The organism is Pseudomonas sp. 22515 (assembly GCF_052044625.1).
Taxonomy (GTDB): Bacteria; Pseudomonadota; Gammaproteobacteria; order Pseudomonadales; family Pseudomonadaceae; genus Aquipseudomonas; species Aquipseudomonas alloputida.
Map to the genome: position 1 here is coordinate 385,661 of NZ_JBQENN010000001.1, position 15,911 is coordinate 401,571.

A 15,911-nucleotide genomic window follows, 5' to 3' on the forward strand; every position below is an offset into this window, starting at 1 on the left:
CCTGTCTTTATTCGTAGATCTGCACAGTTCTGCGCTGCGAGGGCCCCGCACAGGTGGCCCGCGCCGTGGTCGGCGCTCGTGCAATCTCAATCAGGTGAGATTGCGTTATGGATGGTATTTTCCTGCAGCAACTGGTCAACGGCCTGACCCTCGGGTCGGTCTATGGCCTGATCGCCATCGGCTACACAATGGTCTATGGCATTATCGGCATGATCAACTTCGCGCACGGCGAGGTGTACATGATCTCCGCTTACCTCGCGGCGATCAGCCTGGCATTGCTGGCTTACTTCGGTGTCGAATCGTTCCCCCTGCTGATGCTGGGCACCTTGTTGTTCACCATCGTCGTCACCGGCGTTTATGGTTTCACCATCGAGCGCATCGCCTACAAACCGCTGCGTAACTCCACCCGCCTGGCACCGCTGATCAGTGCCATCGGCATTTCGCTGATCCTGCAGAACTACGCACAGATCAGCCAGGGCGCCCGCCAGCAAGGCGTGCCAACCCTGCTGGAAGGGGCTATGCGTGTCGAAGTCGGGTCCGGCTTCGTGCAACTGACTTATACCAAGATCTTCATCCTGGTGGCGGCCTTTGTCGGCATGGGCCTGCTGACCTACGTGATCAAGTACACCAAGCTCGGCCGCATGTGCCGTGCTACCCAGCAAGACCGCAAGATGGCCTCGATCCTGGGTATCAACACCGACCGGGTAATCTCCTACGTGTTCGTCATCGGTGCAGTGATGGCCGCCCTGGCCGGCGTGCTCATCACCATGAACTACGGCACCTTCGACTTCTACGCCGGCTTCATCATCGGTATCAAGGCGTTCACCGCCGCTGTGCTCGGTGGCATCGGCTCGCTGCCTGGCGCGATGCTCGGCGGGATCATCCTGGGTATTTCCGAGTCGCTGTTCTCCGGCCTGATCAACTCCGACTACAAGGACGTGTTCAGCTTCTCGCTGCTGGTGATGATCCTTATCTTCCGCCCACAAGGCCTGCTGGGTCGCCCGCTCGTGGCTAAGGTGTGAACATGTCCGTTGCCAAAACTGCCTCTCTTAGCGAAACCAAGGGTTTCGACCTTAAACGCAGCCTGCTGGAGACCATTGTCGCTGGCCTGCTGGCACTTATCGTGTTTGGTCCGGTCGTTGGTGTGGTGCTCGACGGCTACACCTTCAATGCCGAGCCGCGCCGCGTGGCCTGGCTGGTCGGCGGTGTGATGGTGGGGCGCTTCCTGCTCAGCCTGTTCCTGCAGACTGCCCCTGGGCTGCGCATGCTCCAGGGCTTCGACAGCGGGGGATCGGGCGTGCATGTGAGCGCCCCGGACTACAAGTCACGCCTGCGCTATATCATCCCCGCGCTGATCGTGATTGCCATCGTCTTCCCGATCTTCGCCAACAAGTACCTGCTGACCGTGGTCATCCTCGGCCTGATCTACGTATTGCTGGGCCTTGGCCTGAACATCGTGGTCGGCCTGGCCGGCCTGCTCGACCTGGGTTACGTGGCGTTCTATGCCATCGGTGCCTACGGCCTGGCGCTGGGTTATCAATACCTGGGGCTGGGCTTCTGGAGCGTGCTGCCGCTGGCGGCCATCGCTGCGGCGCTGGCGGGGTGCATCCTCGGCTTCCCGGTGTTGCGCATGCACGGTGACTACCTGGCGATCGTGACGCTGGGCTTTGGCGAGATCATCCGCCTGGTGCTGAACAACTGGCTATCGTTCACCGGTGGCCCCAACGGCATGCCGGCACCTTCACCCACCTTCTTCGGCCTTGAGTTCGGCCGCCGGGCCAAGGATGGCGGGGTGCCGATCCATGAGTTCTTCGGCTTCGAATACAACGCCAACCTCAAGTTCGTGTTCATCTATGCGGTGCTGTTCATGGTCGTGCTGGCGGTGCTGTACATCAAGCACCGCCTGACCCGCATGCCGGTCGGCCGGGCCTGGGAAGCGCTGCGCGAAGACGAGATCGCTTGCCGTTCGATGGGCCTGAACCACGTATTGGTCAAGCTCTCGGCGTTTACCCTTGGCGCCTCTACCGCCGGCCTGGCCGGGGTGTTCTTTGCCACCTACCAGGGTTTCGTCAACCCGTCTTCATTCACCTTCTTCGAGTCGGCGTTGATCCTCGCCATTGTCGTACTGGGGGGTATGGGCTCGACCGTGGGCGTGGTCATTGCGGCGTTCGTGCTGACCGTGGCGCCAGAGCTGCTGCGCAGCTTCTCCGAATACCGGGTGCTGCTGTTCGGCGTGCTGATGGTGCTGATGATGATCTGGCGACCGCGTGGGCTGATCCGCATCAGCCGTACCGGTGTGACCCCGCGTAAAGGAGTGGCGCCATGAGCGACGATATCATTCTCTCGGTCGACAACCTGATGATGCAGTTCGGTGGCATCAAGGCGCTCAGCGATGTCAGCCTGAAGGTCCGGCGCAACCAGATCTTCGCCCTGATCGGCCCCAATGGCGCCGGCAAGACTACGGTGTTCAACTGCCTGACCGGCTTTTACAAGGCCAGTGGCGGGCGCATCGAGCTGAACGTGCGCGGCAGCCATACCAACGTGATCCAGCTGCTCGGTGAGCGCTTCCAGCCGGCCGACTTCGTTTCGCCTGCGCGCTTTGCCAACCGCATGTACTACAAGATGTTCGGCGGTACCCATTTGGTCAACCGCGCCGGCCTGGCACGCACCTTCCAGAACATCCGGCTGTTCAAGGAAATGTCGGTGGTGGAGAACCTGCTGGTGGCGCAGCACATGTGGGTCAACCGAAACCTGCTGGCAGGTGTGTTCAACACCAAGGCCTATCGCAAGGCGGAGAGCGATGCGCTGGACCACGCCTTCTACTGGCTGGAAGTAGTGGACCTGGTCGATTGTGCCAACCGCTTGGCCGGCGAACTGTCGTACGGCCAGCAGCGCCGCCTGGAAATTGCCCGGGCCATGTGCACGCGGCCGAAGATCATCTGCCTGGACGAACCGGCGGCGGGCCTGAACCCTCAGGAAACCGAAGCACTCAGCCGCATGATCCGTGTGCTGCGTGACGAGCACGACATCACTGTGGTGCTGATCGAGCACGACATGGGCATGGTCATGAGCATCTCCGACCATATCGTGGTGCTGGACCACGGCAATGTGATTGCCGAAGGTGCGCCGCAGGACATCCGCCACAACCCGACGGTGATTGCCGCCTACCTGGGTGCAGACGAAGAGGAACTGGTATGAGTGCACCCATTCTCGAGCTGAAAGACCTGGACGTGTTCTATGGGCCGATCCAGGCACTGAAGAAAGTCTCGATGCACATCAACGAGGGCGAGACGGTAAGCCTGATCGGCGCCAACGGTGCCGGCAAGTCGACCCTGCTGATGTCGATTTTCGGCCAGCCGCGGGCGGCATCTGGGCATATCGTGTACCGCGGCACCGACATTACCCGCAAATCCTCGCACTACATCGCCTCCAACGGCATTGCCCAGTCGCCGGAGGGGCGCCGGGTGTTTCCCGACATGACCGTCGAGGAAAACCTGATGATGGGTACCATCCCCATCGGCGACAAGCATGCCGACGAAGACATGCAGCGCATGTACGAGCTGTTCCCGCGGTTGAAGGAGCGGCGTAACCAGCGGGCCATGACCATGTCGGGTGGCGAGCAGCAAATGCTGGCGATTGCCCGGGCGCTGATGAGCCGGCCGAAGTTGTTGTTGCTGGACGAGCCCTCGCTGGGGCTGGCGCCGATCGTGGTCAAACAGATTTTCTCGACCCTGCGAGAACTGGCCAAGACCGGGATGACCATCTTCCTCGTGGAACAGAACGCCAACCATGCGCTGAAACTGTCGGACCGGGCCTATGTGATGGTCAACGGGCAGATTCGCATGACCGGGACCGGGCAGGAACTGTTGGTCAATGAGGAAGTGCGTAACGCTTATCTGGGCGGGCACTGAGTTGTATGCAGGGGCTGCAATGCAGCCCCCTTCTCAATGTGGAAAACTTGTCGTTCCCTTCTCCCGAAACACACCCATATTCCTTCGCAAGCCATTGTTTCCACAGGCCAACTCTTTTCCACGGATAGTGTGGAGCCGCCTGTGGAAAACATGGTGGCATATCGCTCAAGGCCTTGAGTATCAAGGCCTGTAGCGATTTGATCATTTTTTGTTCATATCCCCGTTGTGGATGATTTTCCCAAGCTTTCAAAATCTCTGCGTGCGCTTCAAGTGCAGTGCCAATCCTGTGGATAACTCTGTGTAAAAACCTTGGACAGACCGCTGCAGGCGGCATGTTTGAAAGCCTTGCGCCATCACCGCCAAGATATCCACCGACCACAATCCGCTGAAAGGGTTCCGTGCAGTGGACAAGTTGCCCCCAATCCGTGGGGAAAGCCTTGTGGATAACATGCGCATACCTGGCGGCGAGCCTTCTGCTGCAAGGGTTTGCAGAATATGAACAAAAAATGAACAGCCCCTGAACGGCTTGCTGCCAAGGCCAGGCGCGGGCATGCTGCAAAGCTGCCATGACAACCTACCGTGAGGAACACAGCATGACGTCCACCGTATTCATCACTGGCGCGACTTCCGGTTTCGGCGAGGCCACCGCCCGCCGCTTTGCAGAAGCCGGCTGGAAGCTGGTACTCACTGGGCGCCGCAAAGAGCGCCTGGACGCCCTGTGCGCTGAACTGTCGGCCAAGACCGAAGTGCATGGCCTGGTGCTGGACGTGCGTGACCGCAAAGCCATGGAGCAGGCTATTGCCAATCTGCCGGCCGGCTTTGAAAAAATTCGCGGTCTGGTCAACAACGCCGGCTTGGCGCTGGGTGTGGATGCTGCGCAGAACTGCAGCCTGGACGACTGGGAAACCATGGTCGACACCAACATCAAGGGCCTGATGTACACCACTCGCCTGCTGCTGCCACGGCTCATCGCCCATGGCCGCGGCGCGTCGATCCTGAACGTCGGGTCGGTGGCGGGCAACTACCCGTACCCGGGCAGCAACGTGTATGGCGGCACCAAGGCCTTCGTCGGCCAGTTCTCGCTGAGCCTGCGTTGCGACCTGCGCGGTACCGGCGTGCGTGTGAGCAACATCGAGCCGGGTCTGTGCGAGAGCGAGTTCTCGCTGGTGCGCTTCGGGGGTGACCAGGCCAAGTACGATGCTACCTACGCGGGTGCGGAGCCGATCCAGCCACAGGATATTGCCGAGACCATCTTCTGGATCCTCAACCAGCCGGCGCACATCAATATCAACAGCCTGGAACTGATGCCGGTGAGCCAGGACTGGGCAGGGTTCTCGATCGACCGATCAAAAGGCTAAGCAAGAGGCGCGAACCGGAAAGATCCGGTTCGCGAAGCAACGCATCGCTCAGTTGATATAGTAAAAGCTGGTTCTTTCTTTAGGAATGATGCCTAACGCTTGAAGGACATCGTTGATGGCGTCATGCCGGCCCATGTCCTCGGCCGTTGCTTTGCAATTGATGACACGGCGCAGGCTTAGCAGGTAGCTGAGTTTGCCATGGGAGTGCTCGTCATAGCGGTGGCCGTGATCGATTATCTTCTGTGCCGCTCGGTTGATCTGCTCTTCGACAAATGCCTTGAAGGCTTCTGCTTCCATGTTGGTTACTCCTGAACGTTCGAGAAAGGAGCACCAACATAGGCGTGGGGAGATGCTTCCGGCAGAGGGAAACGCTCACCCCTGACAGATTCTTTAGGTGTTCAACTGATTCAGCCCTTCCAGGCAGGTAGCCAAGTGATAAGGCGTGGTCGATGGCATGTCATCCCTGCTCACCGCGCCGTCACCCCCTCGGCACTCATACCAGCCGGCGTCACGCAGGAACCGCGCTGAAAGGGCGCCCAACTGCCCAGCGAGCTTTGCTTCACTGCCTTCACGCAATGTAAGCGCCCGCAGGTACTCGGCCTGCGCCCAGATACGCTGGGAGGCATCAAGCACCCGGCCATCCACATTCAGCATGGCCAGTACGGCCGCATCCTTCACCCCGAATTGCTCGGCAAAGCCGAAGGCCCGGTCTATCGACGCATGCAGCGGCGTGTCACGCAGCAGCGGGGAGGTATGCAGCAGATAGAACCACTCGAACTGGTGCCCAGGCTCGAACCAGTTATCCACAGCCCCGTGTGGCTTTTCCAGCATCAGGCCATGGGCCGGTTCAATGAAATGTGCCTCGAGCGCCTGACACAATTGCAGCAGTGACTGGCGGACATGTTCGTCGCCACGCACAGCCATTACTTGCAGGAACGCTTCGGCCAGGTGCATCTGCGGGTTTTGCAGCGGGCCACTGCCGAGGTCGGCCCAGTCTTCGCCCAGGCAGGCTTCGTACAGGCCATCGTCACGGGCGAACTGCTGGTCGATGATGTCCAGCGCGGCATTCAACGTGGACTCCACCAGGTTTTCGCGCACTTTGCCCCAGTAGTGCGCGCAGGCGAACACGATGAAGGCGTGGGTATACAGGTCCTTGCGCCGGTCCAGCGGCTTGCCGTGGGCGTCGATGCTGTAGAACCAGCCCCCGTGCTCGGCATCGTGGAAGTGCTTTTGCAGCGAGCGAAACAGGGCTGCGGCGCGTTCGGCGGCGCCCGGTTGCCCGATACGGCTGCTGAACACATACAGCTGGCGTGCACAGGCCATGGCCCGGTAGCGCTGCACCGGCAACGGATGGTGCTGGGCGTCCAGTGCTTCGTAGGGCAGGGCCATGTCGGCGTTCCAGCCCGGGCCTTGCCACAGCGGCACGATGCGTTCGGCGAAGTGCTGGTTGAAGCGGGCCAGTTCGGGCAGGGTGGGGCGGGGGTCGGACATTTCGGCGCTCGTCGCTGTCGGGCAGGGCGCCATGGTAGCAGAAGTGGGGTTTTCAGTAGCCTGGGTTGCCGAGCCCCTGCCAATGCCGCGCTCCGACAAAGATGAAGCGCAACTGCTGGGTGATCTTTTCCTGGGGCGTCAGGGCCTGTGGATAACCCGCTTCCGGGTTGTCGATAAGCTCGGGCAGGGTGGCGAACACGGTCTTCACCACCAGGTCGGCCATCACCGCAAGCGCGGCGCTGTCCAGGTGTTGCCAGCGCTTCATCCGTGCAAGGTCGGTGGCAAGGTCGTCGCTGATATCCTGGCGCAGGCGGGCAATGGCCTGGCGCACGGCCTGCGCACCGCCGTACTGCTCGCGGGCCAGGAACAGGAACTGCGCGCGGTGGGCGGCGACCACGTCGAGGAAGATGCGCACCGAGGCGTCGGTGATGCCGCCCAGTTCGAATTCGTTCTGGCGCACCAGGCGGATGGTCTGGCGGAAGGTGGTGTCGATTTCGGCGACAAGGGCCAGGCCCAGAGCGTCCATGTCGGAGAAATGCCGATAGAAGCCGGTCGGCACGATGCCAGCTGTCTTCGCCACTTCGCGCAGGCTGATACTGCCGAAACCACGGCCACTCTCCATGAGCAGGCAGGCGGCATCGAGCAGGGCCTGGCGGGTCTGTAGCTTCTGTTCGGCGCGCGGCAGCATGATGCGGGCTTCTGTAACGGTCAGGCTGGGCACTCTAGATAAAAAAACAAAGCCCGGTCAATGGACCGGGCCTGGAGGGGAGCAAGCGTTGTGACAGAAGTTGTTCTTTTCGGCCATGGCGATCAGCTCACACGGCTGAGTTCAACCAAGCGATCCGAGCCACCTTCAGCAACGCGGCCAGAACGTTCGATCAGGCGATCGGAGCCGCCTTCGGCAACACGGCCAGCTTGTTCGATCAGGCGATCGGAGCCACCTTCGGCAACACGGCCAGAACGTTCGATCAGGCGATCGGAGCCACCTTCAGCAACGCGGCCAGAACGTTCGATCAGGCGATCGGAGCCACCTTCGGCAACACGGCCGGAACGTTCGATCAGGCGATCAGAGCCGCCTTCGGCAACGCGGCCGGAACGTTCGATCAGGCGATCAGCGCCACCTTCGGCAACGCGGCCGGAACGTTCGATCAGGCGATCGGAGCCGCCTTCAGCGACGGTTTTCAGCGGCTGGGCGATTTCGGCAGCGCTGGAGCGCGCTTCGGACGTCAGGTGTTGCTCGGACGCCGGCAAGGCGAAAGCGTTGGCGGCCAGAAGGGACAGGGTTAGGGTCAGCAGATGGCGTTTCATGATTTCGGTGCTCCTCTCGGGGGCTGGAAAGTGGGTACGAAGCCAATGCTACGCCGCGTAACGCCAGAGAGAAGTTCATACGGGTAATGGTAACAATCGACCATATTGATAGAGGTTTTCAGGGCGTCTATTCCGGCCATTGCAGCCATGCAGACCATCCCCGTGCCCGGTTGGCGGTGGGTAACATGTGCAGTCTGGTAAGAAAAATTTCTGAGCAAGAGGCCAGGAAAAACTTCGCTATCATGGCGCCACCGATAAAACCTCACGGGTTTTCATCAGTCGGAGTTATTGAGGCCATCGCTGCGCCTGTTTTCTGTCATGCCGCAAGGAGAAATACGCAATGACGCGTCCCGCCAGAATCCTCGTCTGGACCCTCGCCAGCCTGCTTACCGTGCTGGCGATCCTGGTGGTAGTGATTGCCACCTTCGACTGGAACCGCGTCAAGCCACTGCTCAACGAGAAGGTCTCCGAAGCCTTGCATCGGCCCTTCGCGATCAACGGCAACCTCGCCGTGCACTGGCGTACCGAGCCCGAAGAGGGCGGTTGGCGTGCCTGGGTGCCTTGGCCGCACTTTATTGCCGAAGACCTGACGCTGGGCAACCCCGAGTGGCTCAAGGAGCCGAAGATGGTCGGCCTTGAGCGCGTGGAGTTTCGCCTGGCGCCGCTGCCGCTGGTGTTCCAGCAGATCAGCATACCCCGCATCAACCTCACCAAGCCCACTGCCAGCCTCACTCGCCTGGCCGATGGCCGCGCCAACTGGGTCTTCGACTTCGGCCCCAAGGATGAAAACGCTGAACCTTCCAAATGGCAGCTGGACATCGGCGCCATCGGCTTTGACCAAGGCAACGTCAGCTTCGACGACCAGACCCTCAAAACCAGCATGAAGGTGCAGATCGACCCGCTTGGCAAGCCAATCCCGTTCAGTGAGATTGTCGGCAAGGCCAGCGCCGAGAAGGCCAGCGGTGCGCAGGACTATGCCTTCGGCCTCAAGGCCCAGGGCCGCTACAAAGGCCAGCCAGTGTCCGGCACCGGCAAGATCGGCGGCCTGCTGGCCCTGCAGGACGCCAGCCAGCCGTTCCCGCTGCAGGCCGACGTGCGCATCGCCGACACCCATGTGGTGCTCGCCGGCACCCTCACCGACCCGCGCAACCTTGGTGCCCTCGACCTGCGCCTGCGTTTGTCGGGTGCCAGCCTGGGCAACCTCTACCCATTGACCGGCGTCACCTTGCCTGACACCCCGGCCTATTCCACCGACGGCCGCCTAAGCGCCAACCTGCAGGCGGCGCAAGGGGCGTCGTTCAATTACCAGGGCTTCAACGGCAAGATCGGCGACAGCGATATCCATGGGGACCTGGCCTTCGTTGCCAGCCAGCCACGGCCCAGACTGTCCGGCAACCTGGTATCGAACCAGTTGCTGTTCAAGGACCTGGCGCCGCTGATCGGTGCCGACTCCAATGCCGAACAGAAGGCCCGCGGCGGTGCCAGCAAGCAGCCTGCAGGCAAGGTGCTGCCAGTGGAGGCGTTTCGCACCGAGCGTTGGCGGGCAATGGACGCTGATGTCACCTTTGCTGGCAAGCGCATCGTGCACAGCGCGCAACTGCCGTTCACTGACCTGTCGGCCCATGTGGTGCTCGAAGACGGCCTGTTACGCCTGGAGCCCCTGCGCTTTGGCGTGGCCGGCGGCAGCCTGGCCTCCAACATCCGCCTGGACGGGCGCAGTGTGCCCTTGCAGGGGCGCGCGAAGTTGACTGCGCGTGGCTTCAAGCTCAAGCAACTGTTCCCTACCTTCGCGCCAATGCAGACCAGCTTTGGTGAGCTCAATGGCGACGCGGACATCAGCGGCCGTGGCAACTCGGTAGCCGCCTTGCTGGGTACAGCCAATGGCGACTTGCGCATGCTGATCAACGATGGCGCCATCAGCCGCAGCCTGATGGAAATTGCCGGCTTGAACGTGGGCAACTATGTGGTCGGCAAGCTGTTTGGTGATGAGGACGTGAAAATCAACTGTGCGGCGGCCGATGTGGGCATCAAGGATGGCCTGGCGACTACGCGGCTGTTCATCTTCGATACCGAGAACGCGATCATCTACATCGACGGCACGGCGAACTTCGCTTCCGAGCAACTGGATTTGAACATCACCCCGGAATCGAAAGGGCTGCGGTTGTTCTCGCTGCGTTCCCCCCTGTATGTGCGCGGACCGTTTGCCAAACCGAACGCCGGTGTGCAGGCATTGCCGCTGGCGTTGCGTGGCGCAGGCATGGTTGCGCTGGGTGTGGTGGCAGGGCCGGCGGCGGGGTTGCTGGCGCTGATTGCGCCCAGCAGCGGCGATGACCCGAACCAGTGCACACCGTTGTTGCAGCAGATGAAGGCAGGCAAGGCGCCGGCAGCGGTGAAAGCGCGGAAATAGCAAGGGGCCGCAAAAGCGGCCCCTTGAGGGTGTCAGAAATCAAAGGCCTTGCAACAGGTCGGACATATCGTCCGCGTGCTCCTCTTCCTGCGCCAGGATATCTTCGAAGATACGACGGGTAGTCGGGTCTTTATCCCCGATGTACTGAATGATCTCGCGGTAGCTGTCGATGGCAATGCGCTCTGCCACCAGGTCTTCCAGCACCATCTCTTTCAGCGAATTGCCGGCCACGTACTGGGCATGCGAGTGCTTGGTGAGGTTGTCGGGGTTGAAGTCCGGCTCCCCGCCCAGTTGCACGATGCGTTCGGCCAGCTTGTCGGCATGTTCGGCTTCCTGGTTGGCATGTTCCAGAAACTCCGCGGCAGCCACGCTGGCTTTAATGCCGCTGGCCATGAAGTAATGGCGCTTGTAGCGCAGCACACAGACCAGCTCGGTGGCCAGCGATTCATTAAGCAGGCGCAGGATCTGTTCACGGTCGGCGTGGTATCCCTCGGTCACTGCGCCTTGCTCCACATGCTGGCGTGCACGCTCGCGCAGGGTTTTCACATCGGTCAGTTCAACATTGCTCATGGTTATCTCCAGCAGGGGTCAGGGTCGGGTCGGAACACAGGCTTATGCGCCATGCAGGGCGTCGCTGTCCTCCTGGCGTTGCTTGCAGGTCTTGAAGCCTTTGGCATCGACATGGCCGGTGGCATCGAAGCGCACGTAATAGGGCTGCTGCTTGCCGTCGCGGTTGAGGATGTAGTCGTTGCAGGTGCCCCCGTGCGGCAGGTCGATCACGCTCGACGGGCTGCCGCCAATGGCGATGACCTTCTGCATGGTCATACCGTTCTCCACCTGCTTGACCAGCGGCTCATCGCGGTAGGTGACGTAATCCACCGGGTTTTCCGGGCGGCTGCCGCAGGCGGCCAGGGTGGCGCTTGCCAGAAGGATTGCCAGGGTCTGCTTGTACATGGTCCCGCTCCTTGCAAAGGGTCTGTGTGGTTTTGAACCACAACGCGCGCCGGGAGTTCGATTGCGATAGTCATGATGGCCGCTGTAGTGTTGGCCCGTCGTACAGCAAAGGAGCTGCGGGAATGCAGCAGGATTTGGCCACGCGATACCCGCTGGTGCTGGTGCCAGGCATGCTCGGGTTTGTCCGGATGGTGCTCTACCCCTACTGGTTCGGCATTGTGCCGGCCCTGCGCAAGGGCGGGGCGCAGGTGTTTCCGGTGCAGGTTTCGCCGCTGCATTCCAGCGAGGTGCGCGGCGAGCAGTTGCTGGCGATCATCGACGATATCTGCCAACGTACCGGCGTCGACAAGGTCAACCTCATCGGCCACAGCCAGGGCGCCCTGAGCGCGCGTTACGCTGCGGCCAAACGGCCGGGGCGGGTGGCGTCGGTCACCTCGGTGGCGGGGCCCAATCATGGCTCCGAGCTGGCCGACCACCTGGAACGTACGGCACCGGGCGATTCACCCCAGGGGCGCATCCTCAAGGCCGTGCTGCATGGGTTTGCCGTGCTGCTGGTTTGGCTGGAAACCGGCTGGCGTCGTGACCCGCTGCCTGTAGATGTGCACGCCTCGCACCAGTCGCTGACCAGCGCCGGGGTGGCACTGTTCAACCAGGCTTATCCACAGGGCCTGCCGCAAACCTGGGGTGGGGAAGGGGCCTATGAGGTCAATGGCGTCCGCTATTACTCCTGGTCCGGCACCTTGCAACCCGGCCTGACAGACCAGGGGCGCAACCGCTTTGACGGCAGCAGCCGCTTCTGCCGCCTGTTCGCACGCAGTTTCATCAAGGAAAAGGGCCATTGCGACGGCATGGTCGGGCGTTTCAGTTCGCACCTGGGGCAGGTGATCGGCGACGATTACCCGCTCGATCACCTGGACATCGTCAACCAGTCGCTCGGTGCCGTGGGCAAAGGCGCGGAGCCGGTGCGGCTGTTCACCGAACATGCCGCCCGGCTCAAGGCGGCGGGGCTTTAGCTCAAGTGCCTTGGCGGCGGATCGGCGTGGTCCAGCGTTCGGCCAGCACTACGCCGGCCAGGGTCAGCAAGCCGCCGACCAGGTGGTAACTGGCCAGTTGCTCGTCGAGCACCACGGCGGCGATCAGCGCAGTGACCAGCGGCAGCAAGTTGAAGAACAGTGTGGTGCGGCTGGGCCCCAGGCGGTGCACGGCCTGCATCCACACCAGTGGCGCGATCATCGAGGCCAGTACGCAGGCATACAGGACCAGGCCGATGTTGTGGCTGTTCAGGCCGGTCTTGTCCGACAGCAAGAACAGCGGTAGCAACACGACTATGGCCACCAGAACCTGCAGGTACAGCAGCTGCATCGGCGGCAGGCGCAGCTGCCATTTCTTCAGCAGGAAGCTGTACAGCGCATAGGCCAATGTAGCCACCAGCATCAACAGGTCGCCGCTGTTCAGCCCATGCTGCAGCAGGCTGGCGGGGTGGCCGGCACTGACCACTTCAAGCACGCCAAAGAATGACACCACTGCGCCCAGCAGGGCACCGTAGCTCAGGCGCTGGCCCAGCCAGGCGATGGACAGCGCCAGTGACATCAGCGGCATCAGCGAGAGGATGATGCCCATATTGGTGGCACTGGTGATGCCGGCGGCGAAGTAGGCCAGGCTCTGGTACATCGCCATGCCCAGCACGCCGAGCACGAACACCTGGGTCAGGTGCGGGCGGATGGCTGCGCGGTTGCGCCACACGGCGGGCAGCATGAACGGCGTGAACAGCAAGGCGGCCAGCAACCAGCGGTAGAAACCGATCTCCGCAGGGTGGATGGCGCCGGCGGACATCTTGGTGACCACGGTGTTGCCGGCCCAGATGAGGATGGCGGTGAGGGGGAACAGGTAGTTCATGCAGCAGGGTACTCGTTGGGGGCTGGATTGGGGCTGCTTTGCAGCCCTTCGCGGGTGAACCCGCTCCTACGGATACGCAGGCCTGGAGGCTGGCGCAGATCCTGTGGGAGCGGGCGAGCCCGCGAAGGCCTGCGAGGCAGGCCCTCGATAGGCCTGTATTATCGAATGTCTGTCCACAAGCCTATACTTCTATCCAGACAACCGACCCTGCAAAGCAGACAGCATGCCGCGCAAATACCTCGATATCCCCCAGTTCACCCAACTGCCGGCCCCGGTGTACTTCCGCCACGATGAGTTCGTTGCCGACACCCACAGCGCCGTGCACCAACACGCCTGGGGCCAGCTGAACTACACCGCCCACGGCGTAATGCATCTGGATGTGGCCGGCCAGCGCTTCCTGTCGCCGCCGCACTACGCCGTTTGGGTGCCGCCCGACACCGAGCATGGCTGCTACAACCCCCAGGCCATCGTCTACCGTTCTATCTACCTCGACCGCAGCCTGTGCGCAGCGCTGCCATCGCACCCGTGCAGCCTGATGATCAGTGACATCCTCAAGGCCATCCTCGGTGACTTCGCCCGGCGCAATCTCAAGGTGGCCGAGGACGAGCGTGACCAGCGCCTGGTACAGGTACTGCTTGACCAGTTGCTGCTGGCGCCCACCCTGGCCTGCTACCTGCCGTTTGGCCACAGCGATGGCTTGCGCCAGGTGCTCGACGCGCTCAGCGCCGAGCCGGGGGACAACCGCCCGCTGGCCGACTGGGCCGCCCGCGTGCACGTCAGCGAACGCACCCTGGCCCGCCAGTTTCTGCGCGAGCTGGGCATCAGCTTTGGCGAATGGCGCCTGCGCCTGCGTTTTCTGCGTGCCATCGAAGCGCTGGAAGCCGGCCTGCCGATTCAGGCCATCGCCTTCGACCTCGGCTACAGCAGCGCTTCGGCCTTCATCGCCATGTTCCAGCGTCAGGCCCGGTGTACGCCTGAGCAGTACCGCCGGCAGGCGCGGGCGGGGCGCTGAACATTCTTGGCTACACTCAGCTCGACCCCCGTGCATCGGGCGCGGAGCCAAGGAGACCACTCCATGAAAGTGCTGCAAATTCCGTTACTGGCGCTGGCGGTGTTGTTCAGTGCCCAAGGTTTCGCTGCCAATACCGCGCAGCAGGAAAAGATGAAAACCTGTAACGCCGACGCCACCGCCAAGGCCCTCAAGGGCGATGAACGCAAAGCGTTCATGAGCACCTGCCTGAAAAAGGATGTGCCACAAACCCAGCAAGACAAAATGAAGACCTGCAATGCTGACGCCACCACCAAAGCCCTCAAGGGGGATGAGCGCAAGGCCTTCATGAGCGATTGCCTGAAGAAGAAATGACCTGCGCCTATGCCTGCGCCGCCAAGGCTGGCAGACTGCGGCATTCCCGCTGTCTGCCGTCGAGGCTGTATGACCTTTACCCCCCGTCAGATCACTCTGGCCAGCTTGATCATCGTCATGGCTGGGCTGCTGCTGGCCTTGCCCCTGAAGTTACTGCCCAGCCTGCTGGCCGGTCTGCTGGTGTTCGAACTGGTCAACATGCTGACCCCTCGCCTGCAACCGCTGCTTGCTGGCCAACGCGCGCGCTGGCTGGCCGTGGCGCTGCTCGGCACGTTGGTGGTCAGCACCCTGACACTGCTGATTGCCGGTGCCTTCAGCTTCCTGCTGCACGAGGCGGAAAACCCCGGCGCCTCGCTGGACAAGTTCATGGCCTTGGTCGAGCGTGCTCGCGGCCAGCTGCCACCCTTCATCGAGGGTTACCTGCCTGCCAGTGCCGCAGAGTTCAAGGTGGCCATCGGTGACTGGATCAAGAGCCACCTGAGCGATTTGCAGCTGGTGGGCAAGGGTATGGCCCACATGTTTGTGACGATGCTGATCGGCATGATCCTCGGCGCCATCATCGCTTTGCAGCGTATTCCCGATATCTCCCGGCGCAAGCCCTTGGCGGCGGCGCTGTTCGAACGTCTTAGCCTGCTGGTGAAGGCGTTTCGCAACATCGTGTTCGCGCAAATCAAGATCTCGCTGCTCAATACGATCTTCACCGGCATTTTCCTGGCCGTGGTGATGCCACTGTTCGACGTGCACCTGCCGCTGACCAAGACGCTGATCGTGCTGACCTTCCTGCTGGGCTTGCTGCCGGTGATCGGCAACTTGATGTCCAACACCTTGATCACCATCGTCGGTCTGTCGCTGTCGATCTGGGTGGCGGCGGCGGCGCTGGGTTACCTGATCGTCATCCACAAGGTCGAGTACTTCCTCAACGCGCGGATCGTGGGTGGGCAGATCAGTGCCAAGGCGTGGGAATTGCTGCTGGCGATGCTGGTATTCGAGGCGGCGTTCGGGCTGCCCGGTGTCGTGGCGGGGCCCATCTACTATGCCTATCTGAAGAGTGAGCTGAAGCGGGCGGAACTGGTCTGATCATGCAGTGGCCTGTACCGGCCCTTTCGCGGGTAAACCCGCTCCTACGACGGCCTGTGGCCAATCACCGATGTGTGTCCACCCCCGATCGGTGTGGAGGAGCGGGTTTACCCGCGAATACGGTAGCGGCAGCAACGGTGAACGAC

The 15,911-nt window shown here is 61.9% G+C and carries 18 protein-coding genes; 10 read left to right on the forward strand and 8 right to left on the reverse strand.

Features of this window, described 5'->3' with window-relative positions:
* Positions 1–107 precede the first annotated feature (107 nt).
* Genes ACTJJN_RS01690 through ACTJJN_RS01705 form a run of 4 tightly spaced genes read left to right on the forward strand, consistent with a single transcriptional unit; the run spans position 108 to position 3,911 of the window.
* Positions 108–1,022, forward strand: coding sequence for an ABC transporter permease subunit (locus ACTJJN_RS01690; protein ID WP_003249590.1), 915 nt, complete (start codon positions 108–110; stop codon positions 1,020–1,022).
* A gap of 2 nt (positions 1,023–1,024) precedes the next feature.
* Entirely contained in the window at positions 1,025–2,326 is a 1,302-nt protein-coding gene (livM, locus tag ACTJJN_RS01695) for a high-affinity branched-chain amino acid ABC transporter permease LivM (protein ID WP_221099807.1), read from the forward strand.
* On the forward strand, positions 2,323–3,198 hold the full coding sequence (locus tag ACTJJN_RS01700) for an ATP-binding cassette domain-containing protein (RefSeq protein WP_003249594.1): 876 nt from the start codon (positions 2,323–2,325) through the stop codon (positions 3,196–3,198). The genes livM and ACTJJN_RS01700 overlap by 4 nt, the downstream gene beginning before the upstream one ends.
* A complete protein-coding gene (locus tag ACTJJN_RS01705) occupies positions 3,195–3,911 on the forward strand; it encodes an ABC transporter ATP-binding protein (protein WP_004576969.1) in 717 nt (238 codons plus the stop codon). The genes ACTJJN_RS01700 and ACTJJN_RS01705 overlap by 4 nt, the downstream gene beginning before the upstream one ends.
* On the opposite strand, the gene ACTJJN_RS01710 is transcribed toward ACTJJN_RS01705, so the two are convergent.
* Positions 3,871–4,479, reverse strand: coding sequence for a hypothetical protein (locus ACTJJN_RS01710; RefSeq protein ID WP_155295219.1), 609 nt, complete (start codon positions 4,477–4,479; stop codon positions 3,871–3,873). The genes ACTJJN_RS01705 and ACTJJN_RS01710 overlap by 41 nt on opposite strands.
* A 25-nt stretch (positions 4,480–4,504) precedes the next feature.
* Between ACTJJN_RS01710 and ACTJJN_RS01715 the strand changes: the two genes are divergently transcribed.
* The gene (locus ACTJJN_RS01715) at positions 4,505–5,269 is read left to right on the forward strand and encodes an SDR family oxidoreductase (protein WP_003249597.1); all 765 of its coding nucleotides are present in this window, start codon (positions 4,505–4,507) and stop codon (positions 5,267–5,269) included.
* 48 nt (positions 5,270–5,317) lie between these two features.
* Here the strand turns inward: ACTJJN_RS01715 and ACTJJN_RS01720 are convergent, their stop codons facing one another.
* From ACTJJN_RS01720 to ACTJJN_RS01735, 4 genes are all read right to left on the reverse strand, one after another.
* Positions 5,318–5,566 carry a hypothetical protein gene (locus ACTJJN_RS01720; RefSeq protein ID WP_012053847.1) on the reverse strand — a complete coding sequence of 83 codons (249 nt, stop codon included), beginning with the start codon at positions 5,564–5,566 and terminating at the stop codon, positions 5,318–5,320.
* Between the two features lie 93 nt (positions 5,567–5,659).
* Entirely contained in the window at positions 5,660–6,760 is a 1,101-nt protein-coding gene (locus ACTJJN_RS01725; protein WP_440780829.1) for an AGE family epimerase/isomerase, read from the reverse strand.
* Positions 6,761–6,812: 52 nt separating this feature from the next.
* On the reverse strand, positions 6,813–7,448 hold the full coding sequence (locus ACTJJN_RS01730) for a TetR family transcriptional regulator (RefSeq protein WP_003249603.1): 636 nt from the start codon (positions 7,446–7,448) through the stop codon (positions 6,813–6,815).
* Between the two features lie 122 nt (positions 7,449–7,570).
* A complete protein-coding gene (locus ACTJJN_RS01735; protein WP_440780831.1) occupies positions 7,571–8,068 on the reverse strand; it encodes a phage infection protein in 498 nt (165 codons plus the stop codon).
* Positions 8,069–8,408: 340 nt separating this feature from the next.
* On the opposite strand from ACTJJN_RS01735, the gene ACTJJN_RS01740 reads away from it, so the two are divergent.
* Entirely contained in the window at positions 8,409–10,475 is a 2,067-nt protein-coding gene (locus tag ACTJJN_RS01740) for an AsmA family protein (protein WP_221099800.1), read from the forward strand.
* A gap of 39 nt (positions 10,476–10,514) precedes the next feature.
* Here the strand turns inward: ACTJJN_RS01740 and ACTJJN_RS01745 are convergent, their stop codons facing one another.
* Together ACTJJN_RS01745 and osmE are read right to left on the reverse strand one after the other, a co-directional pair.
* Positions 10,515–11,045 (reverse strand): ferritin-like domain-containing protein, encoded by a 531-nt coding sequence (locus ACTJJN_RS01745; protein ID WP_014754602.1) that lies wholly within the window; start codon positions 11,043–11,045, stop codon positions 10,515–10,517.
* Positions 11,046–11,087: 42 nt separating this feature from the next.
* Positions 11,088–11,429, reverse strand: a complete 342-nt coding sequence (osmE, locus tag ACTJJN_RS01750) for an osmotically-inducible lipoprotein OsmE (protein ID WP_014592574.1) — start codon at positions 11,427–11,429, stop codon at positions 11,088–11,090.
* Positions 11,430–11,551: 122 nt separating this feature from the next.
* On the opposite strand from osmE, the gene ACTJJN_RS01755 reads away from it, so the two are divergent.
* Positions 11,552–12,442: an esterase/lipase family protein gene (locus ACTJJN_RS01755; RefSeq protein WP_012053841.1), complete on the forward strand. Its 891-nt coding sequence runs from the start codon at positions 11,552–11,554 to the stop codon at positions 12,440–12,442.
* A 1-nt stretch (position 12,443) separates the two neighbouring features.
* On the opposite strand, the gene ACTJJN_RS01760 is transcribed toward ACTJJN_RS01755, so the two are convergent.
* The gene (locus ACTJJN_RS01760; protein ID WP_070096399.1) at positions 12,444–13,325 is read right to left on the reverse strand and encodes a DMT family transporter; all 882 of its coding nucleotides are present in this window, start codon (positions 13,323–13,325) and stop codon (positions 12,444–12,446) included.
* A 223-nt stretch (positions 13,326–13,548) separates the two neighbouring features.
* On the opposite strand from ACTJJN_RS01760, the gene ACTJJN_RS01765 reads away from it, so the two are divergent.
* From ACTJJN_RS01765 to ACTJJN_RS01775, 3 genes are all read left to right on the forward strand, one after another.
* Complete coding sequence (locus ACTJJN_RS01765) at positions 13,549–14,337, forward strand: AraC family transcriptional regulator (protein WP_440780833.1); 789 nt, start codon at positions 13,549–13,551, stop codon at positions 14,335–14,337.
* A gap of 63 nt (positions 14,338–14,400) precedes the next feature.
* On the forward strand, positions 14,401–14,688 hold the full coding sequence (locus tag ACTJJN_RS01770) for a PsiF family protein (RefSeq protein WP_003249621.1): 288 nt from the start codon (positions 14,401–14,403) through the stop codon (positions 14,686–14,688).
* A gap of 69 nt (positions 14,689–14,757) precedes the next feature.
* Positions 14,758–15,765: an AI-2E family transporter gene (locus ACTJJN_RS01775; protein WP_003249623.1), complete on the forward strand. Its 1,008-nt coding sequence runs from the start codon at positions 14,758–14,760 to the stop codon at positions 15,763–15,765.
* Positions 15,766–15,911 lie beyond the last annotated feature (146 nt).